Here is a 20,531-nt window from a genome sequence, read left to right on the forward strand (position 1 = left end):
CTCTCCCTTACTTTTTTATGCGGAACGCGCCGGCGGATGGAAAATGCCAGCCTGAAACTAATTTTATCGCGCAAACAAAATCAGCACGCCGGGACGCCGACCGGCCGGGACCGCCGCCAGCGTTCGCGGTTTGTTTTTTCCCGGCTCCGCTTTTACCGCGAGCTCCGGGTGGATGCGTTTCAACAGCTCCGGCAAACCGTGCAAAATAAGGCGCGGCGAGGGGATGGTAATGGCGTAGGAATCCAGGTCGTCGTAGACCCGGCCGGTTGTGACGGCGGAAACGCGGTCCCATCCCTTTCTCCGGGACAGGTCTTCCTTGCCGAAATTTCTTCCCATGCGGGGCAGGATGATTACTTCGGGATCCCGGCTGATGACGAATTCCGATGAAATCCGCGGGAAAGGACGGTTGATTTCCACGGCAATGTTTTTGCCGCCCGTGATTTCCACCATGTCGTTGATAAACGATCCCCTGCCGCAGGTGAATAAAGGGTCGCGGCCGGTCTCAATGTAGACCCGCGGCCGGGGAAGCCCGGCGGTTTTGCGGCGGATATCCCTGATGACGGTCTCCATTCTGCGGAGAAGTTCGCCGGCCCGTTCCTGCGCCCCGAGACTGTCGCCGATCCGCCTGGTGACCGCAAAGATCTCCTCTATGCCCCGCGTATCATCCATGACCACGACCCGGATGCCGATGGCGGATAGTTTTCTGGCGACTGGATGCTGGCCGGCGAAACCGGCGGCGAGGACAATATCCGGTTTGAGCGCGATAATTTTTTCAATGCTTGGTTTGACGTATGAGCCGATCCTGGCCGCTTTCCTGACCTCTGCCAGGTAGTCGGAAGAATCCGTCACGCCCGCGATTTTATCCTGCAATCCCAGTTCAATGATGGTTTCATCATAGCCGGGCGCCAGGGATACGATCCTTTCCGGGATATCGCCGCCGGCAAAGGCATGGGAACACATGGCGGCGGCAAAAACAATCCCGCCTAGCGCAAAGAGGCGCAGTTTGCGCGGCCGGCGGTTATTTTGAAAATTTACGGACATAAAACAAAAAAGCCTTCTGACTCCCGCCGAGTCTGAAGGCTTTACCTGCGAAATGACCCTCATTCTCCTTTCAAGCGAAGGAGCCGGCAACGGATTTCATTCGTTGCCATGCAACGAGCATGGAAAGAAACGTCTTCTGACTTCCGGCTTCAACCCCGCCGTTTGCCGGGGCAACCCCTACTCCTTCGCCTTCCCGTTCGCCTTGCAGTTTCGGCTCACAGTGGCTTCTTGAAGTTTCGTAGCCGGTCACAGAGGCGCGACCGCATCCGATTTTCACGGATTTCCGTACTCTTTCCGCAAGCACACTTCCTGTTCACAAAGAACCGCGGCAACTATATCGCATCCGGGCGGCATGTCAACGGAAATATCCCGAAAATACATTTGCCTTTATTTTTACAGTCGGATAGAATGCCTGTCGTCCAGTCGCGTGGTATTTAATATGAAACTGATTGACCTGAAGGCGTCGGCCCACCACCCGGTCCAGAAATGGCTCCTGACGATTCTGGAGCATCCGCTTGAGAAAACTCTTTCCATCAAGGCGCTGAATGACGCCTATGACAGGCTGGCCTTTTTTTCAACCATGGCGGAACGGGACAACGTGTTTCAGAACTGTCTGGACTGCGTGCAGGCGCACTATTCAATTTCCGAGCAGGACATTCTGAAAATACCCAAACAAGGCCCCCTGGTGGTGGTTGCCAACCATCCTTTCGGCGGGCTGGAGGGGGTGGTGCTCGGCCACATCATCTTCCGGGCGCGGCCGGACGTCCGGGTCCTTGGCAATTATCTTCTCCAGCGCCTGTCAGAACTGCGCGAATGGATCATTCCGGTGGATCCCTTCGGCAACCGCAGTTCCTCAATTGCCAACGCCAAGGCAATCAAGGCGGCCATCCGCTGGGTGGCAAACGGCGGGGCGCTGGTAACATTCCCGGCGGGCGAGGTCGCCCATTTTGCCTGGGGCCGCGCAAAAGTCACGGACCCGCGCTGGAGCCCGCATGTCGGCGCCATTATCAAGCATGCGCAAGCGGATGTTCTGCCGGTGTTTTTTCCGGGCGCGAATTCGCTCTTATTCCAGCTCGCGGGGCTTTTCCATCCGCGCCTGCGGACCATATTGCTGCCGCACGAGTTGATCAACAAAAGCTCAAAAGTCATGAACGTGTATATCGGCAAAACCATACCCTGGAAAAGACTGCGGCATTTCAACGATAACGAGGCGATCACTGAATACCTGCGCAACTGCACTTTTTTCCTTAAAAACCGTCTGCGCACCCCCCGCCGCAGTCTTTCTTCCATCGTGTTCAGCCGCCTCGCCGCGCAGAAATCACAAACGGTCGCGCCGGCCGCAGATTCCTCCCTGCTGCGGAATGAAATAGCGGTCCTGCCCCCTCAACAATTGCTGGCGCAAAGCGGCGGATTTGGCGTCTATCTGGCGCGCGCCCAGCAGATTCCGCAAATGCTCGGTGAAATCGGGCGCCTGCGGGAAATAACTTTTCGTGAAGTTCATGAAGGCACCGGCCGGCCGACCGACCTGGACCGGTTTGACCAGCATTATCTGCACTTGTTTTTATGGAACCGGGAAAAATCGGAGCTGGTCGGCGCCTATCGCCTCGGCCTGGGAGACGTCATTCTCCACAATCAAGGCGCCCGCGGATTGTACACCACAACTCTTTTCAAGTTCAAGCGCCCGCTGATGAATCCGCTCAAAGACGCCATAGAGATCGGCCGTTCCTTCATCCGTTCCGAATATCAGAAGGAATACAGCTGTCTGGCCCTGCTCTGGCGCGGGATCGGCCGCTTTGTCGTCCTGCACCCCAAATATAAAATTCTTTTCGGCCCGGTCAGCATCAGCCAGGATTATCACAGCTTTTCCAAGAAGCTCATCGTGCAATTCCTGCGGCAGACCAAGCTGCATCCGGAATTTGCCCGCTACGTGAAGGCCCGCGCCCCGTACCGCGCGTTAAGAACGGAACGGAAAACGGTGGCCAAGCTCGTTCAGGATATTGACGATGTTTCCCTGCTCATCTCCGAAATAGAAAAGGACGGCAAGGGCGTGCCGATTCTTCTCAAACACTATCTGAAACTGAACGCGAGGATATTGAGCTTTAACGTTGACCGCCGGTTTTCCAACGTGGTGGACAGCCTGATCCTGGTGGACATGACCAAAACCGACGGGAAACTGCTGTCGCGTTTCATGGGCGCGGACGGATACAGGATTTTTGCCGATTATCACAAGCTGCCGGCCGGCGCCCCTCCCGCCGGCCTGAGAAGTCAAAAATGAAAAAAACGCTTTACTGGTTTTCCGGCACCGGCAATTCGCTGTCCGTCGCCATGGACCTGGCGCAAGAACAGGGCGGCGCCGAACTGATTCCAATTGCCGGCCCGGCAAACCGTAATTTCCCAGCCGCTGAACACATGGGCGTCGTTTTCCCGGTCTATGCATTCGGCCTGCCCCTCATCGTCCGGCGTTTCCTCAGGCGCGCGCCGGTCAACCGGGCAAAATACATTTACACGGTCGCTACCATGGGCGGTCTGGCGGGAACGGTCCACCGGGAAGCCCGAACCCTGTTGAATCAGCGGGGCGCCGAACTGGCGGCCGGATGGTCAATCGTCATGCCAGGAAATTATCCCGCGCTCAAGGCCCCGCCCCCGGCCAAAAAACAGGCGCGTATCTTTGAAAAAGCAAAGGAACGCGTCAAGGCAATCGCCGCCGAAATCGCCGCGGGCCGGACCGGGATTTATGAAGACACGCGGCCGCCGCTGGGCTGGCTGCTGGCGCCGATCCATAAACCGGCCATAAATCATTTCGCCGAATCGGATAGTAATTTCACGGCCGGCCGACAATGCGCGCACTGCGCGCTCTGCGCGAGGGTCTGCCCCGTGGAAAACATCCGGATGGCGGCGGAGCGCCGGCCGGTCTGGATGCATCATTGCGAGCAATGCATGGCGTGCCTGCAATGGTGCCCGGTGCAGGCCATAGAATACGGCCGGTCAACCGCGGGTAAACCCCGCTATCACCACCCGCGTTTCAAAGCCCGCGACCTTTGCCTGCGGAAAGAATAAAAATTATCCCGGCGGCAATATTCAGCCGAAGTAATCTTTTCAGGAAAGCGCGTTAAACGCAAAAACATGCAATCGGCGCTTGATAAGCCCTGCGGAAGGCGTTATGGTAAACCCGTGAACATTACGAATGTTAAAAAGCGGTTTTGGCGGCCGGCCGTAAAATCAATGTCGGCCGGCGTGATTATCTGCGCTTTTCTCCTGCCGGCGGGAAGCGGCTCCGCTCAGGAGGAAACGGAAATGCCGGAAATCACCGTAAGGCTTGCCAACGGCATGCCGGTTGAGGGAAATGTTGTTGCGGCTGATCCGGAGGGGCTGACCGTGCAATCCCCGAAAGGCGCCAGGACGCTCCCCTGGAAATATCTTTCCGCCGGAACGCGCTGGCGTTATGAACTCCCCATGCTGGCCGAGCTGGAGGCAAAAAGAATAAAAGCCGAGAAGGCGGCCAAAGCAAAGGCCGAGGCAGCCGCCAAAGCGGCGGCGGCAAAAGCGGCGGCGGCCGCCACAAACAAACCGCCCGCTAAAACCGCGGCTGCCAATCAACCGGCCGCGGCCAAATAGAACTTGGGAATTCAGCCGCGCCGGTCGCGGTCAACGCTTACTGATCCCGGCCGCGCTCCTCTGGCGGGCGGCTTCAAAAAGAAGAATGGTCGCCGCGGCGGCCACGTTCAGCGAGTCAATCCTGCCGCGCATGGGAATGCGCACCTGCCGTTCGGCGGCCTGCATCCATAATGCGCTTAAACCCCGGTGCTCCTCGCCGACCACAACGGCCGTGCCGCGGCGAAAATCGGCCTGCGTATACTCAAGCTCGGCATGGGGGCTCGCCGCCAGAATCTGAATTTTTTTAGCGCGCAGCCATCTGACCGCATTCTGCGATGAGGCTTCCGCCGCCGGCACGGTAAAAACGGCGCCGACGCTGGCGCGCAACGCGTTGGGATTATTCACATCCGTGCAGCGGTCGCAGACAATGACCGCATCGGCTCCGGCGGCGTCGGCCGAACGAAAAATGGTGCCGAGATTGCCGGGCTTCTCTATCGCCTGGGCCACAACCAGGAGCGGGAAAGGCGAAAGTTTCAAATCATCCAGCCCGATTTGCGCCTGGGGCGCCACCGCCAGCAATCCGTCCGGTTTGTCGCGGTAGGCCATTTTGGCGAAGACCCGCGGCGGGCACGAGATTATTTCCGCGCCGGCGGCGCGGCACCGGTTGATGAGCGCATCTTCCCCGCGCCCCGCAAAAAAATCGCGGCAGTAAAAAAGCCTCACCGGGCGGCGATTGTTTTCCAGGGCCAGCGCCAACTCGCGTTCGCCTTCCACGATCAAAAGGGCAAGCTCGTCGCGGTATGCGCGCCGGCGCAGTCCGACCGCCTCCTTGATTTTCTCATTCTGCGGGCTGGTGATGAGCCGGTCTTCAGGGGTGCGGTTCATAATTTCAGGGAGGGGCGGCCGGGGCGCAGGATTTGAGCGGCGGTCATTTAACTTCCTTCCAGTAAATCACTTCCAGACGCGGCGGGACCTGGAGCCTGGCCAGGTTGGCCAGGGCCTGCGTGCTGTACTTGAGGTCAAAGGTTCCCTTGGTGTCAACATTCAAATTCCCTCCCACGCAAATCACGGAGCCGAAGATGGTGGCCGTGCCGATGGAAACGAGGTCTTCGCTGAGGTCAATCTGGCCGTCACCCAGAAGAATGACCAGTCCCTCATAATCAAATGTTCCGGTGATTTTAAGCATGGCGTCGCCGGGCACAATCAGAATGCCCGCGCCGGAGCGGTTGCCGTTGAACATGGTTGTGCCGGCCGGCAGCAACGTTATGACGGGCGACTCTCTCGTCCCCAGGTTGTCGCCGTCGCTGTACAAAGCATCCGGCATTATGCCGGCCACCAATTGCATCCAGTATGTTTCGTTATATTCGCCTACCGCGTTGGTTATGGGAGGCTCGCCAATGATTGAATCCGTTTTCTGCTGGTCAATGGTGGTGCTGGGCGAGACATACAAAACGCCCGGATTGGTGGGATTGCCGGACGGCGCGGCGTCGCTCCCGCCGAGGGTAGAGGGCAGATTCCAGTCGCTGCCGTCAAGCTTGCTGTCGCCCTTAACGCTCAGGGCGGTATTCGTGCCGTATATGCAGAACCCGCCGTCGCTGTTCGGCGGCAGGAACGGCGTCAGCCATATTTCCGTTTCAATCACGCGCCGGACGTTTTCCACAACGCCGGTGGAGCGGATGACCACAAAGGTATTGGTCCCGACCACGTTCGGCCAGGCATTGACGCGGAAAGCGCCTTCGCCGTAATTCGTGGCGCCGCCAAAGAATACGCCATCGTTGGTTGCGCCGCGGCGCAATTCGTCCTTGGCATGTTCAATGCCGGCTTCAGCCGTGAAAAAAGCCTTGTCAAAGCGCATTTCCTGCCGGGCCTGTTTGATCCTTGAGCCGCTGGCATGATATAATCCCGCCGCGAGGATACCGGCCACCGCCGCAAAAATGATCACTGTTACCAGTGCCATGCCCGAGGAATTAATTCCGGCGGCCGGTCGTGGCGGCCGTCTTTCCGCGCCAGACGTATAATGCCAATAATTCATAATGTTTTCCCTCCCGGACAATGTCTTCAGTTCGGATTGCAAATAGTGATATAATTAGTCAATGCCTCCCGTTTGGAGGAAGACGGCGCAATCCATTCAAGGGTGATCACGACATTCTTGCGCAAATTGGTTTCAGCCACGGAGCGGATCATCCGGCAACCGGCAAGCATCGTATTGGCCACAACGGCGGTGGAGCCGCCGATGGCGGAATATGAATTTGTCAGGAGCCGCTCGGCTTCGCTGCGGGCGATCTGCTGGGCCATGAGATAGTTCTGCGCCAGGGCGTTGCTGCGTCTGGCGCTGACAAAGGCGGAAAGCAGGGCGCCCAGCACGATCACGATTATCAGCGCGGAAATCATGACTTCCGGCAGGGTAAACGACGCCTGTTGCCGTCCGGTATATGTTGCATGCCTGGTCATGATTGTGTTTTCCCGTCAAAACATCGGATTGATTTGTTTTTCGCGTCTTTTAATTTGCCGTTCAAGCTCATGGTTGTCGCGGTCGGGATGGTCTTTAACGCACTGCTTCAACCGTTCAAGGAGCTGCCGGTTGACATCGGTTTTCAACTTCTGCAGTTTGATCTCATCGTCATGCCGGCCGGCCGCAACGGGCTCCGCCGGATGCGCGAAAGCGGTTATTTGAGCCGATGTTTCCATCCGCCGTTCTTTCGCATGCTGTTTTTCCGCCTCCTCCTGTTCCTCCGCGGAAGGCATGGCCGCCAATCCTCCGCCGGCGCCGAAATCCTGCCGGGATGACGAATTTTCCGCCGAGTCGGCGCCAGAACCATTCAACATGCGCATCAATGTCCAAAGGACGGCCAGAATCAGCGCGGCGGCCAGAACGGACAGCATGACAAGCCTCCGTTTGCCCGGCGGGCCCTTGCTTGCCTGTATGTTTGCCATAATCTCCTTGTTCCTAATTTCGTTCGGTGATAAACAGGCTGGCCTGATTGCTGGCAAGAAACATGCCATCCCGTTTCTCAACCGTGAACCGGATTTCCGCCGAGCCGTCGGCGTTGGGGATAACGCTCGCGGCGGAAACATAATTGCAAATTAATGTTCTATTCTGCCTGGCCGCGGAGGTCTGGTTGGTGTCGGGACAGAAAAGGATATTTCTCATTCTGATATTATAATCAATGCAATGAACCCCGTCAAAAGAATTGGAGAAAATCAGCCGCCAGCTGCCGTCGGAACCGAATGCGCAACCCATGTGCGCATAATGTGCCGTATCGGCCGCCGCGGGCGGGCTTTCGCCCGTTTCCCAGTATTTATAACTGCTTAAGAATGGAATAGGATGGCCGTAAACGTTTGTCTGCAATTCCATGCTCGCCGCTCCCCGGATGCCCATGTTCGTGCCGTACCCGTTAATTATCCTTGAAACGGCCAGGTTGGCCATTTGTTCGGTTTCCATGCTGAGAGAGGTAACATGCCAAAATTTGTTGCACATTATAAACACCTCCACGATCCCCGCCATCACCAGCCCGAACAAGAGCACGGTGATCATGGTTTCCAGGAGGGTGAAACCACGCTGGCAATAAGTTTTATTCATAAAACGGCTCCGTCGGGCTGAAAGTTTCTAGAGACACGGATCCGCGGGTTTGTTTTGCCGTCCCGTTCCGGGCGCCAAGACGTTAGACGCATTGTCTCCCGTTAAGGGCAGGCCGGTCTTCATTTCCTGCCGCTCTTTTTCCCGCTGGCGGATTAACGCCGAATCCGTGCAGAACTCATTATCAACCGGCGGGGGAGAAAACATCCGGCCGGTATTGTCCGGGTTAATGTTTTCCCGCGCCGCCGGCGCGGTTTCAACCGCCGGAAGCGGATTGTCATGATCCGGCTGCGCGCCACACAGGCGGAACATGGATTGGCAGGTCAGCCATGCCAGCACAATGACTCCGGCCGCTCCGGCAACGGTCGCGGGCCAGAATATCAATTTTGAAAACTCCTCTCGCATGTTTTTTTTCCAATCAGCAAACCCGCCGGCCACGGCGGCAAACCGCTTTCGCTCAAGCGGGCGTTGCCCGCTGGCGAAAGACGTGAATTCCAATTTCAGACGCCGTTTATTTCTCCCGCCAGCCGGTCCAAAGATACTCGTTTGTTATGCAGGGATAGTGCGGCGGCGGCTTGGTTTCCAGGCGCTGGTCAAAAGTATAATTCTTGCGATAACCCGTGGGGGTTATTCTTCCGACCGCCCCGCGGTAAAATTGAACTATACCGCCGTAGAGGTTGATATGCCCGGCATAACTCCGATCAATATTGTTCACCTTGAAACTGCCGTCTTCATGGTTGCCAGGCGTGGACGAGCCCACCGCCATAATATGCGCGAACAAGTTAATATTATTCGGCGTGTTGTTGGCAATGACCACGTCGTGTTTGGCGACCAAACCGAGGGCATCGTCGGAAAGATTGGTGGAATTGAGATCAATATTAGTGTTGGCATAGACAATGTGATTGGTAATCCAAATATCGCTATCCGTCACAATGGTCAGCCGGCCGTCCAAAGTGCCGCCCACATAGACATTTGTCCGCCCGGAGCCGCTGGAAGCGTTCGTTACGTACACGAGATAGTTGGATCCAAGCGGGACGGAGTTGTTGACCCAGCCGCTGCGCGAGTTGGAGACAAGCATGTTGGTGCCGGCCAGGTTGATCCTGGTGCGGCCGGTTACCACGAGGTCGGCCTTGACGTAGAGCTCATTGAAATTAACCGCAGCCATTGACTGGACCGGAGAATTGAATTCAAAGCCGGGGCTCGGCGTCCCGTTAAACTGGGCCTGGGCCGGCCCGGCCCCCCAGCCGCTCCTGGTGGTGGAAATGAGCGCGTTGAAAATCGGGTCGCCGCTGATATAAATCCAGGTGTTGGCATGCACCGGACCGTTAAACATTTCGCCGGCTGTAATCCAGATGTCGCCCGGACCGGTATTATACCACATCGCATACTTTGACCAGGATTGTTGATGGACGCCTTCCAGGATCACGGTCCGGCGGGCGCCGTTCACGAAGCCGACCGAACGGACCTCATACTCGTCTACGCCGGCAGAATCGTCAAGGCTTGAGTCAAACAGGGTAACATTGGTCCCGTTCATGCCGGTCAACTTCCATGGTTTCTTGGCCCGAAGCGTGCCGGGATTGCGCTCGTCGGTCTGGAGAGTGACGTTCATCTCGCCGACCAAGTCATAGGTTGTGCTGTTATCCAGCGCATAGACGGAGCCGTTCAGCATAAAAGTGTTCTGGTTGCCGGCCCCCATGGGCTTGACGTGGATCAAGGTCGCCGGACCGCTGTAATATATGCATGGCTCGCTGGCGTAGACGGTGGTGTCGTTTTCCAGGTCATCGCGGGTGATGGACGTGCCGTCCGGCTTGACAAGCAAAAATTCATTCTGGGCGCTGTTGTTAGGGTTGACCAGGAGCGACCCGCCGACCGAATTCGTGCCGTCGGCCCCGCCTTCCGACAAGGGCACGATGAAAGCCGCGTAGCGCCCGTTGCCGATGGAACCGGTAACACACGCCGGCGTCGTCAGGTCCGTTTGCCGGATATAGGCAACCGCCCGTTCGGCCCCGCCTTCGGCCGTGTAAAAAGCCTGTTCAAAACTGACGTTTTTGCCCGCCATTTTCAACTGGGTGCCGCTTTCGCGCATAAGCCCCGCCGCCAGAACGGCGGCAACGGCCGTGAAACAAATGACGGCGATCAGCACAACTCCCGATTCGTTCCGGACCGTATTCATTTTTTGTAATTGGTCAACTACGGATGGATTTATCTTATGTAGGGGCTTCGCTTGCGAAGTCCATTCTGAAGAGGGCGCGCGACAAGCGCGGCCCCTACGAAGATCGCTCTCATTTTTTTTCTGATCCCTCAATGGCGGAAGTATTACCATTTTTTCATGATTTTTCATGGTTTATTCCTCATTTTCACCAGAGTGCCGACCGTGTTGCTGGCGGCAAACAGGCCGTCGCGTTTGACGACCGTCAATTGAACGCGCACCGCCCCGTCAGCATTGGTTGTTACCGAGGACGCGGAAACATTCCGGCAGATCACCGAATTGGTGTCCGGAAAATAAATGTTGCTCTGCTGGCTGTTGTATCCCGCGTAACTGATTCCCGTGTACAAGTTGGAGATTGTCAATCGCCAGCCGCCGCCGGAAATATTGCTGACCACCGCCATGCCTGCCGACCGCAGTCCGCTGTCGGGCCCGACCCCGTAAACCAGGCGGGAAAGGGCCAGACTGCTTTCCCGCGTCATCTGCATGCTGAGCGCGGTGGTGTGCCATATCTTGTTGCACATGATATAAACGCTTATCGTGCCCGCCGCCACCAACCCAAAAATCGCCATGGCAATCATAATTTCCAGGAGGGTGAAGGCGGAAAGAAAGGCAGAAGGCACATAGGCACAAAGGCACAGAGTCTTCTGCCCATTCTTGCATTTATGCCTTTCTCTTGATAAATCTAAATTTTTCATTTCAGAGTTCTCCTGCTTTGTGCCTTCTGCCTATGTGCCTTCTGCCTATGTGCCTATGTGCCTTCTGCCTATGTGCCTTCTGCCTATGTGCCTTCTGCCTTTCTGCCTTTGTGCCTTTTTTCACTGGTGCAATTCCTCGCTGATTGAGCCGGCCAGCGAGACAGCGGAAGTGATTTTGCCTCCGGGATTGACCCATTGCACCGTAAGATAAATATCCTTTACCTGCGCAAGAGTATTGTTGCTGATCGTGTAAAAACCCGTATATACGCCGCTGGAAAACCGGCCATTGGTCAAAGCAAGATAATTGGACGAGCAAAGCGCCTCCATCTGCTGCCGGGCCAGATGAACCGCCTCCAGCCGGTGCTCCGCGATGGCTGCCGACCTTCTGGACTGCACGAACGCAACAACAAACGCCGTCAGACCCAGAAGCAACAGGGCCATGGCAACCGCCACTTCCACCAGCGTAAAACCGACTTTTGACGGATTGAATTTGCTCATCGCGCCAGACACCCCCTTTCTTAAGCAGCATTTTTGATGCCACAAGCGTTTAAACCCCAATTTTTCAGGAATACCGGCCCGTAAAACCGTTTTTACCACCTCTTATGCCGTTGTAATCATTTTTCCACAGATAATATTAACACAAAAAATAATTTTAAGCCAGTGTTTTCTTGCAAATGAGAAATTTCAAATTTATCTTTCTTGCTTCGCGCGAAAAAGTTAACATAATTAATTCCGTATTTGTTTTTTAGAGGGAGGAGGCAACCCGCTGCGCCGGTTATCCCGATAACCCGATAAAAAATTTCGCCGTTCCAAAAACTTGCAAGGAACATTATGCGCGCATACCCGGCTTTGCCAAGATGAAGAATTTAACACAGGAAAAAGGCGAAATCCCGGCGCATGTCGCAATTATTATGGACGGCAACGGACGGTGGGCCCGGCAACGCGGCCTGCCGCGCATTGAGGGGCACCGCGCCGGAGCGCAGTCAGTCCAGGCCGTTCTGCGCGCCTGCGCTCAAGCGGGCGTGCGCTACCTCACTCTTTACGCCTTCAGCACCGAAAACTGGCGCAGGCCCAGACGTGAAATCGCGGGGCTCATGAGCCTCCTCGCGCAATTTATGAACGAAAACGAGCCGGAACTGCACAAGAGCCGCATACGGTTGAGAACCATCGGCCGCCTGACCGATCTGCCGCCGGCGGTTCAATTTGCGCTGGATCGCGTCTCAAAAGCCACCGGCAACTACAAAGAGCATCAGCTGATTTTAGCCCTCAGTTACGGCGCGCGCGATGAAATCACCCAGGCCGTGCGCGCCATCGCCCGGAAAGTTAAATGCGGCGAAATGGACCCCGCAAAAATTGACGAAGCCGCAATCAGCCGCCATCTTTTCACGGCCGACATCCCGGACCCGGACCTGCTGATCCGCACCAGCGGGGAAATGCGTTTAAGCAATTTCCTGCTCTGGCAGGTCTCTTACGCCGAATTATATATGACCGAAACGCTCTGGCCTGACTTCCGCGAAAACGATTTTTTTGCGGCCCTGGAGGCTTATGGCCGCCGGAAACGCCGGTTCGGCGGCCTGGCCGGAAAAAGCCGCCCATGACCGCCCGCCGGCGGAATAATGACGATGCCCAACATCAACAAACGGATTTACAGCGGTTTGATCCTGGCCGGCGTATTCGCGCTGATCATCCTGCGCGCCCCCCTCTTTCTTGTCTGCCCCACGCTGATGGCAATAGCCGCCGTCGCCATGCTGGAATTTTATTTCATTATCGGCCAGACCGGCGTGCCGATTTTCAGGAACCTCGGCGTCGCCTGCGGCATGGTTTTGATCGGGGTTTCGTTTTGTGTCCATGTCTTTTACAACGGCGCGCGGGCGGCCGAATGCGAGTTGGCCGTTCTCTGCGGATCATTCGCGGCGGTCTGTATCCGCCAGTTCCCCCAGAAACTAAACAGCCGGCCCATAAACACCATCGCCGGCACGCTGCTCGGCATCTTGTACGTGCCGTTCCTTTTTAATTTCTTCACCAAACTCGGATTGTCCTGGGGGCAAAACCATTTCTTCAGCGGCGCGGAATTGACCGGCCGGCTATTGTGCGGTTATCTAATCGTGGTCGTTAAAAGCGCCGATGTCGGCGCTTTCCTGGTCGGCAGCCGGTTTGGAAAACACAAATTGTTTCCCCGCCTTTCGCCGCGCAAAACATGGGAAGGTTTTTTGGGCGGCTTGTTGTCCGGGCTGGCCGTCAGCTTGATGCTGTTTCTGATATGCGAGGGCCGCTTCGGCCATAAAACAATGAATCTTGCCGACGCGTTGCTCCTTGGAATTCTGCTTCCCTTGTGCGGAATGATCGGCGACCTGATTGAATCCCTCTTGAAACGCGCCGGGGGCGCCAAGGATACGGGCGCTTACATTCCCGGCATGGGCGGCCTGCTGGACGTGCTTGACAGCCTGCTGGTCTCCGTGCCCCTCTTTTATTTTTATGTCCTCTGGTTCCTGCCTTCAACAACGTGATTACGCATGAAAACTTCCCGGACACAATCCGCGCCGCCGCGCAAAAAAATAGTGCTCCTCGGCAGCACCGGCTCCATCGGTGAAAACGTCCTGCGGGTGGCGGAAAGGTTTCCCGGCCGGTTTCAAATTGTCGGCCTGGCCGCCCAGCACCGGGCGGAACGCCTCTTTCAACAGGCGCAGAAATTCAACGTCAAACAACTCGGCATCTCCGATCCCGGGACGGCGCAAAGACACACCGCCCGCGCGCCGGCGGGAGCGGCCTTGTGGTGCGGCGCGGAGAGCCTGGAAAAGCTCGCCGCCCTCCCCGAAGCCGACGTTGTGGTGGCGGCCGTGGTCGGCATGGCGGGCCTGAAACCCGTCCTGACGGCCCTGCGCGCCGGCAAAAACGTCGCGCTGGCCACCAAGGAGGTGCTGGTGGCGGCCGGGGCCCATGTCCTTCAGGCGCGCGCGCAAAGCGGCGCCGCAATCCTGCCGGTTGACAGCGAACACAGCGCCATTTTTCAATGCCTGCAGGGGCACCCCGCGCCGCATGTGCGCCGGATTATCCTGACGGCTTCCGGCGGCCCCTTCGCCAACCGCCCCGCAGTTGATTTTGAGAAAGTCTCCGTCGCGGACGTCCTTAAACATCCGCGCTGGAACATGGGCAAAAAGGTGACGGTTGATTCCGCCACCATGATGAATAAAGGCCTGGAAATAATGGAGGCGCACTGGCTTTTCAACATCGCGCTGGACCGGATTGAAGTTCTGATTCATCCGGAAAGCATTGTGCATTCGCTGGTGGAATTTGTTGACGGCGCCATGCTCGCCCAACTCAGCGCCGCGGATATGCGTTTCGCCATTCAGTACGCCCTCACTTATCCCGACCGGCTTGACGGCCGGCTGCCGAAGCTCAACCTGGCCGAGCCGGGTTCGTTTCACTTTGCCCTGCCGGATGAAAAGCGTTTCCCCTGCCTGGCATTGGCCCGCCGGGCGGCCAGCGAGGGCGGCACGATGCCGGCCGTGTTAAACGCGGCCAACGAGGTGGCGGTGCGCGATTTCCTGCAGGGCAGGATAAAATTTTCCGGAATATGGCGGATCGTGGAAACAGTGATGGGCAAACACCGCAACAATAAAAACCCCTCTCTGGACGAGATCATCCTGGCCGATCAATGGGCCCGGGAGCAGGCAAAAAGGCTGATGGATGCATAGGAAACCTTGAACATTCAACTTCCAACATTCAGCTTTAAATGGTAAATTCCGGATTTCATGTTGAAACTTGTGTGTTGAAAGTTTTCGCGGCGGCGGACTGATTTTAAAGGAAAAACATCTATGGACCATATCACGATTATCTCTTTCGTTTACATTGTCGCCGCCGTGGCTGTCCTCTTCGGTCTCTGCATCTTTGTGCACGAGCTGGGTCATTTCGCCGCCGCCAAAGCGCTCGGCATGGTGATTGACGTTTTCTCAATCGGCTTCGGACCGGCAATCTGGAAAAAGAAAATCGGCAATGTGCTCTTTAAAATCGGCATTTTTCCGATCGGCGGTTACGTGGCTTTGCCGCAGATGGACCCGACCGCCGGCGACGCTTCCCTCTCAAAAGACAAAACCGCCGGCGGCAACGCCGGGCCGGCAGAGCCGGCCAGGCAACTGCCTCGCGCCGCGCCCTGGAAAAAAATAATCGTCGCCGTTGCGGGGGCCGCCGGCAACATGCTCCTGGCCTACCTCATCGCCTGGGTGGTTTTCATCGCCGGCAAGCCCTCCATGCCGGCGGAAAGGTGCGCTGTGGTGGGATTCGTGGAAACCAACTCGGAAGCTTACGCGCAGGGCATGCGTCTCGGCGATGAAATCCTGGCCGTCAACAACCGGGCCGTGCAGAACTGGCAGGAGGTCATCCAGGAAAACGCCCGCTATGAGCGGGTTGAAATCCTGCTCAAAACCGCTTCCGGCGAACAAACGCTTGCTCTGCGAACCGAGAAAAACGCGCTTGGATTCAGGATGGTCCCCGGGATACGCGAGATCACGCTCTGTAAGGTTATGAGCGTTGAATCCGGCTCAAGCGCCGCCGCCGCCGGCATTCAGAGCGGGGACCTCATCAGGAAACTGGACGGGGCGGAAGTATTGAGCATTGACCACCTGATTGCGCTCGTTTCCGCCCGCGCCGGCGAGACCGTGCCGGTTTCCGTGGAACGCAACGGCGTTGAACACGTCATGAATGTTACGCCGCGCCTGGACCCGGAGCTCAATCGGGCCCGGATCGGAATCCGTTTTGATCCTGCCGCGACCGACTCCGACCGGGTGGTGCACATCCCGCCGGGCGCCCAGATCAAAAGCCATTCGCTCGTGATCCTCCGCGTCCTGCGTTCCCTGCTGACCCCGGGGGAAGCCAAAGCCACATCACAGGCCCTGGGCGGCCCCTTAATGATCGTTTATATGCTCCAGGAAATGGTCAAAAAAGGCATTATTATCGCGCTCTGGTTCACCTGCCTTTTGAACGTCAACCTGGCCATCCTGAACCTGTTTCCTTTGCCGGTGCTGGACGGCGGGCACGTGTTTTTTTCCCTGCTGGAAATCATCATCCGGCGGCCCGTGCCTCCCAAAGCGGTGCTTTTCCTGAACCAGGTCTTTTTCGGCCTGCTCATCCTGGCAATCGTCCTGATAACCGGCCGCGATATCAAACGGCTTTATAAGATCCGCCTCTTGTCCAAACCGCCGGCGCCGGCCGAACAGCAAGCGGTTACCAACCCCGCCAGCCCGCCGGCGGTATCCGATGATGGCGAAAATTGAAAGGGGAAAAGAGGGGAGCAGATTGCGCGGCCATTTGCCATTTGATCGATGTAGGAACCGCATCCCTATGCGGCGATTCCGGACGGCAAAAAATACATCGCCGAACAGGGGTTCGGCTCCTACCTTTTGCGCTTTTTTGCGGCAAGATTGAAATTCCCATGCCAAAAAAAGCTTGAATTTGGATTGCGGACACACGCCCGCTTTGGATAATTCAACACAATGAAGACCGAAAGCATGCGATCAGGAAAAAGTCAGAACTCGGCGCTGCGGATCAAACGCCACCCTACGCGCAAGATATTCGCGGGCGCAACGGCGATCGGCGGCGGCGCGCCGGTATCGGTCCAGACCATGACCAAGACGCCGACGCGCAACGCCAAGGCCACCATCAGACAAATTCTTGAGCTGGAAAAAATAGGCTGCGATATTATCCGGGTGGCCGTGCCCGATATGGCGAGCGCGCGCGCCATCCCCGCAATCCGACGCGCCATCCATATTCCGCTCATCGCCGATATTCACTTTGACCACCGGCTGGCGCTGGCCGCCATCGCCGGCGGGGTTGACGCCCTGCGCATCAATCCCGGCAACATCGGCTCAAGGGCAAAAATCAAAGAAATCGTGCGGGCCGCCCTGGAAAAAAATCTTCCCATCAGGGTCGGCGTCAATTCCGGTTCGCTGGAAAAAAACATCCTCGCCAGGCACGGCGCGGCTGGCGCCAAAGCCCTCGTGGAAAGCGCTCTTGCGCACGTGAAGCTCCTGGAAGACCTCGGCCAGCGCGCGATCAAAATTTCAGTCAAGGCGTCCGACGCCGTCCGCACGGTGGAAGCCTGCCGCCTGCTTTCCAAAGCGACCGATTACCCCCTGCACCTGGGCGTAACCGAAGCCGGCACGCTGCTTTGCGGCGCGGTGCGTTCCAGCACGGCGCTGGGCATCTTGCTGGCCGAAGGCATCGGCGACACCATCCGCGTGTCGCTGGCGGACAACCCGGCGAATGAAGTGCGCGCCGGTCTGGAAATTCTGCGCTCGCTCGGATTGCGGACGAATGGCCTGCGGGTAATCGCCTGCCCGACCTGCGGCCGCGCGCAGATGAACGTTCTTCAACTTGCGCGCCGCGTGGAAGAAAAACTGGAAAAACTGGAGCGGGAAAGTCCACGGATAAAAACCTGGCCCGTAGTGGCGGTGATGGGGTGCTTGGTGAACGGCCCCGGCGAGGCGCGCGAAGCCGATATTGCCCTTGTTTGCGGCAACAACAAGGTGTTTTTGTATATCGCCGGCGCCAGAACCGCGGTCCTGAACGCGCGCTCAGCCCCCGCGGCGGTCGCCGACCAGACGCTCGCTTTCTGCGCGCGCGCCGCCCGACTGCGCGAGAACAACCGCTGAACTCCGCTCAAAACGTCTTGTGCGGGCGGTTAACGCGTCAGGGCCGCGCCGGCGGAGATACAGCCGGACCGGAAGAGTTTTCCGGCTTTTTGACTCCGCTCTGGGGCCGCAGCAGAAGCACCAGGTTGTTGCCGAACAATTTCGGCTGGAATTCGGGAATTCCGAACGGATCGCAATCCTTGATCAGGCGCTTGAAAAGCTCAAAACCCAGGTCGCGGTGCTCGTTTTCACGGCCGCGGAATACCAGCGAAGTTTTGATGCGGTGTCCCTTCTGCAGGAATTCATGAATGTGCCTGAGTTTGGTCTGGTAATCATGCTCTTCAACATTGGCATGAAATTTTACTTCCTTCACCGCCGTGGCGGACTGCTGTTTGCGCGCCATTTTTTCCTTCCGGCTTTCCTCGTATTTGAATTTGCCGAAGTTCATGATCCGGCAGACCGGCGGATTGGCCGCGGGCGATATTTCCACCAGATCCAGGCCGGCGGCAAAGGCAGTTTTCAGCGCTTCCGAGGTGGATATCACGCCGAGCATTTCGCCGCTGGCGGATATGCAACGGACCTGCGGGACCCGGATGCGGTTGTTGACCCTGACTGATGTGCGAATGACAACCTCCTTTTGTTTATTGTTTTTTTTTCGCCGGAGGCCAAAACGCCTCCGGCGGCAATATTCACCCTTCAGCATTCAAGGTTGCTTTCAGCTCCTCCTTGAATTTACCGATCAATTCCGCCGGCAGAACCGCGCCCCGGTCGCCTTCCGCGCGGGAACGCACCGCAATGGTCTGCGCGGCCTGTTCCTTCGGCCCCACGATCAGCATGTAGGGAATTTTTTCCAGCTGGGCGCCGCGTATTTTGGCCCCGATTTTGCCGGAGCCGGAGTCAACCGTTACGCGGAAATTTTCTGCGCGCAGGGTTTCCGCAACTTTCTGCGCGTATGCAAGCTCCTTGTCGGTGATCGGCAGAACGCGCGCCTGCTCGGGCGCCAGCCAGAAGGGGAACGCGCCGCCGTAATGCTCAATCAGGATGCCGAAAAATCTTTCCAGACTGCCGAGCAGGGCCCGGTGCACCATGAACGGCCGGTGTTCCTTTCCGTCCTCGCCGATGTAGGCGAGTTGAAACCTTTCCGCCAAATTAAAGTCAAACTGGATCGTGCTCATCTGCCATTCGCGGCCGAGGGCGTCATGCACTTTCAAATCAACCTTCGGCCCGTAAAACGCGCCGCCGCCCTCTTCCACCGTGAAGGACATCCCCTCGGCCCGGAGGGCGTTACGCAGGGAATCGGTCGCCACGTTCCAGCTTTCATCATCGCCAACCGCCTTGGACGGTTTGGTGGAAAGATAGGCGCTGATTCCGGCAAATCCGAACGAACGCAGAATCCTGACCGCGAAACGCAGAGTCTGTTTGATTTCCTCCGCAATCTGCCCGGGCGCGCAGAATATATGGGCATCGTCCTGCGTGAACCCGCGCACGCGCAGGAGACCATGCAGCACGCCGGCCTTTTCGTAGCGGTAGACCGTGCCCAGCTCGGCCCAGCGCAGGGGCAGTTCACGGTAGGAGCGCAGACGGCTTTTATAAACGAGGATATGGAACGGGCAGTTCATCGGCTTGATGAAATACTCCTGCTCGTCAATCTGCATCGGCGCATACATGCTTTCGCGGTAAAAATCAAGATGCCCGGAAGTGGTCCAGAGCAGACTCCGGCCGATGTGGGGCGTATAGAGCAGCTCGTAGCCTCCGCGCCGGTGTTCCCGCCGCCAGTAATCTTCAATCAGCGAGCGGACGAGCGCGCCTTTCGGATGCCAGAGAATGAGGCCGGGGCCGATTTCGTCATGCGCGCTGAAAAGGTCAAGCTCGCGGCCGAGTTTGCGGTGGTCGCGTTTCCTGGCTTCTTCAATGCTTTTCAGGTAAGCATCCAGATCTTTCCGGGATGCGGCCGTGGTTCCGTAAATCCGCTGAAGCATGGGGTTGGTTTCCAGCCCGCGGTAGTACGATCCGGCCACGGAAAGGAGTTTGAAGGCCTTGATTTCGCCGGTGTGCGCCAGATGCGGGCCGCGGCATAAATCCATGAAATCGCCGCACTTGTAAAAAGTTATTTTTTCATCGGCGGGGATGTCGGCCAGGCGTTCCAGCTTGTAACGCTGACCCTGCAGGGCCTTTTCAGCGTCGGCACGGCTCATCTCAAGCTTTTCAAAGGGAAGTTCCGCTTTTATGATCCGGAGCATTTCCGCTTCAATGCGCGGAAAATCATCGGGAATAATCCGGGCGGGGAGGTCAAAATCGTAGTAAAATCCGTCATCGGTCGCCGGACCTATGTCAAGCCGGACATTCTCAAATAGCCGGACAACGGCGGCGGCCATGACATGCGCCGCGCTGTGGCGCATTGCTTCCAAATCCAAAATCAAATTCCCCTTTCCATGAGTGAAATACACCGCTTCTTAAAAACGAGTGATAATATAACCCCTCGGACCGATTGTGTCAATCATATTGCGTGCAGCCGCCGGTTGATAAAACGGTTTTCAATGTGCCTGCCGCAAAAAAAGATGCCCCCCGTTTTAACCCGGGGGGCAGAGCCTTCGGAAATCCTTGTTGTGAAAAGATAATTCCGAATGCTGAGTTGCTACACTCAATAATTAGCACCTTTTCTCTGCGCAGAAAAGACTCCATACCATCCGGCCAGCTGATGGGCAGATATCCTTTAAACAGTTATCAATAAAATTCTGCGCAAGAAGCGCAGGATTTTATTGCAAATATTTTCTGAGTTATGAACATGT

20 protein-coding genes and 1 riboswitch are annotated in these 20,531 nt (G+C 57.0%); of the genes, 8 read left to right on the forward strand and 12 right to left on the reverse strand.

Annotated features, from left to right (window positions below; genetic code table 11):
* Positions 1-63: 63 nt before the first annotated feature.
* Positions 64-1,041 (reverse strand): ABC transporter substrate-binding protein, encoded by a 978-nt coding sequence (locus PHP98_01225; GenBank protein MDD5482261.1) that lies wholly within the window; start codon positions 1,039-1,041, stop codon positions 64-66.
* A 108-nt stretch (positions 1,042-1,149) separates the two neighbouring features.
* Positions 1,150-1,368, reverse strand: a riboswitch (cobalamin riboswitch).
* 112 nt (positions 1,369-1,480) lie between these two features.
* Here PHP98_01225 and PHP98_01230 point away from each other — a divergent pair.
* The 3 genes from PHP98_01230 to PHP98_01240 all read left to right on the forward strand — a co-directional run bounded on the left by PHP98_01230 (position 1,481) and on the right by PHP98_01240 (position 4,656).
* On the forward strand, positions 1,481-3,316 hold the full coding sequence (locus PHP98_01230) for a GNAT family N-acetyltransferase (GenBank protein ID MDD5482262.1): 1,836 nt from the start codon (positions 1,481-1,483) through the stop codon (positions 3,314-3,316).
* The gene (locus tag PHP98_01235) at positions 3,313-4,098 is read left to right on the forward strand and encodes an EFR1 family ferrodoxin (GenBank protein MDD5482263.1); all 786 of its coding nucleotides are present in this window, start codon (positions 3,313-3,315) and stop codon (positions 4,096-4,098) included. The genes PHP98_01230 and PHP98_01235 overlap by 4 nt, the downstream gene beginning before the upstream one ends.
* A 114-nt stretch (positions 4,099-4,212) precedes the next feature.
* The gene (locus PHP98_01240; GenBank protein MDD5482264.1) at positions 4,213-4,656 is read left to right on the forward strand and encodes a hypothetical protein; all 444 of its coding nucleotides are present in this window, start codon (positions 4,213-4,215) and stop codon (positions 4,654-4,656) included.
* Positions 4,657-4,686: 30 nt separating this feature from the next.
* Here PHP98_01240 and PHP98_01245 read toward each other — a convergent pair whose 3' ends face one another.
* The 9 genes from PHP98_01245 to PHP98_01285 all read right to left on the reverse strand — a co-directional run bounded on the left by PHP98_01245 (position 4,687) and on the right by PHP98_01285 (position 11,614).
* The gene (locus tag PHP98_01245; GenBank protein MDD5482265.1) at positions 4,687-5,520 is read right to left on the reverse strand and encodes an RNA methyltransferase; all 834 of its coding nucleotides are present in this window, start codon (positions 5,518-5,520) and stop codon (positions 4,687-4,689) included.
* Between the two features lie 43 nt (positions 5,521-5,563).
* Positions 5,564-6,592 carry a hypothetical protein gene (locus PHP98_01250; protein ID MDD5482266.1) on the reverse strand — a complete coding sequence of 343 codons (1,029 nt, stop codon included), beginning with the start codon at positions 6,590-6,592 and terminating at the stop codon, positions 5,564-5,566.
* Positions 6,593-6,693: 101 nt separating this feature from the next.
* Positions 6,694-7,086, reverse strand: a complete 393-nt coding sequence (locus PHP98_01255; GenBank protein MDD5482267.1) for a prepilin-type N-terminal cleavage/methylation domain-containing protein — start codon at positions 7,084-7,086, stop codon at positions 6,694-6,696.
* 15 nt (positions 7,087-7,101) lie between these two features.
* Positions 7,102-7,569, reverse strand: a complete 468-nt coding sequence (locus tag PHP98_01260; protein ID MDD5482268.1) for a hypothetical protein — start codon at positions 7,567-7,569, stop codon at positions 7,102-7,104.
* A gap of 13 nt (positions 7,570-7,582) precedes the next feature.
* On the reverse strand, positions 7,583-8,215 hold the full coding sequence (locus tag PHP98_01265; GenBank protein ID MDD5482269.1) for a prepilin-type N-terminal cleavage/methylation domain-containing protein: 633 nt from the start codon (positions 8,213-8,215) through the stop codon (positions 7,583-7,585).
* Positions 8,216-8,242: 27 nt separating this feature from the next.
* Positions 8,243-8,617 carry a hypothetical protein gene (locus PHP98_01270; GenBank protein MDD5482270.1) on the reverse strand — a complete coding sequence of 125 codons (375 nt, stop codon included), beginning with the start codon at positions 8,615-8,617 and terminating at the stop codon, positions 8,243-8,245.
* Between the two features lie 106 nt (positions 8,618-8,723).
* Positions 8,724-10,385, reverse strand: a complete 1,662-nt coding sequence (locus PHP98_01275; GenBank protein ID MDD5482271.1) for a hypothetical protein — start codon at positions 10,383-10,385, stop codon at positions 8,724-8,726.
* A gap of 164 nt (positions 10,386-10,549) precedes the next feature.
* Complete coding sequence (locus tag PHP98_01280) at positions 10,550-11,116, reverse strand: prepilin-type N-terminal cleavage/methylation domain-containing protein (GenBank protein ID MDD5482272.1); 567 nt, start codon at positions 11,114-11,116, stop codon at positions 10,550-10,552.
* A gap of 120 nt (positions 11,117-11,236) precedes the next feature.
* Positions 11,237-11,614: a hypothetical protein gene (locus tag PHP98_01285; protein ID MDD5482273.1), complete on the reverse strand. Its 378-nt coding sequence runs from the start codon at positions 11,612-11,614 to the stop codon at positions 11,237-11,239.
* 359 nt (positions 11,615-11,973) lie between these two features.
* On the opposite strand from PHP98_01285, the gene PHP98_01290 reads away from it, so the two are divergent.
* The 5 genes from PHP98_01290 to ispG all read left to right on the forward strand — a co-directional run bounded on the left by PHP98_01290 (position 11,974) and on the right by ispG (position 17,763).
* On the forward strand, positions 11,974-12,714 hold the full coding sequence (locus tag PHP98_01290) for an isoprenyl transferase (protein MDD5482274.1): 741 nt from the start codon (positions 11,974-11,976) through the stop codon (positions 12,712-12,714).
* A gap of 18 nt (positions 12,715-12,732) precedes the next feature.
* The gene (locus PHP98_01295; GenBank protein ID MDD5482275.1) at positions 12,733-13,623 is read left to right on the forward strand and encodes a CDP-archaeol synthase; all 891 of its coding nucleotides are present in this window, start codon (positions 12,733-12,735) and stop codon (positions 13,621-13,623) included.
* Positions 13,624-13,629: 6 nt separating this feature from the next.
* A complete protein-coding gene (locus tag PHP98_01300; GenBank protein MDD5482276.1) occupies positions 13,630-14,811 on the forward strand; it encodes a 1-deoxy-D-xylulose-5-phosphate reductoisomerase in 1,182 nt (393 codons plus the stop codon).
* Positions 14,812-14,931: 120 nt separating this feature from the next.
* Entirely contained in the window at positions 14,932-16,386 is a 1,455-nt protein-coding gene (gene rseP, locus PHP98_01305) for an RIP metalloprotease RseP (GenBank protein MDD5482277.1), read from the forward strand.
* Between the two features lie 234 nt (positions 16,387-16,620).
* Entirely contained in the window at positions 16,621-17,763 is a 1,143-nt protein-coding gene (gene ispG, locus PHP98_01310; protein ID MDD5482278.1) for a flavodoxin-dependent (E)-4-hydroxy-3-methylbut-2-enyl-diphosphate synthase, read from the forward strand.
* A gap of 37 nt (positions 17,764-17,800) precedes the next feature.
* Here ispG and infC read toward each other — a convergent pair whose 3' ends face one another.
* Together infC and thrS are read right to left on the reverse strand one after the other, a co-directional pair.
* Complete coding sequence (infC, locus tag PHP98_01315; protein ID MDD5482279.1) at positions 17,801-18,445, reverse strand: translation initiation factor IF-3; 645 nt, start codon at positions 18,443-18,445, stop codon at positions 17,801-17,803.
* Positions 18,432-20,141 (reverse strand): threonine--tRNA ligase, encoded by a 1,710-nt coding sequence (thrS, locus tag PHP98_01320; protein ID MDD5482280.1) that lies wholly within the window; start codon positions 20,139-20,141, stop codon positions 18,432-18,434. Before thrS ends, infC begins: the two co-directional genes overlap by 14 nt.
* Between the last annotated feature and the right edge of the window lie 390 nt (positions 20,142-20,531).

The organism is Kiritimatiellia bacterium (assembly GCA_028715905.1).
GTDB lineage: Bacteria > Verrucomicrobiota > Kiritimatiellia > JAAZAB01 > JAAZAB01 > JAQUQV01.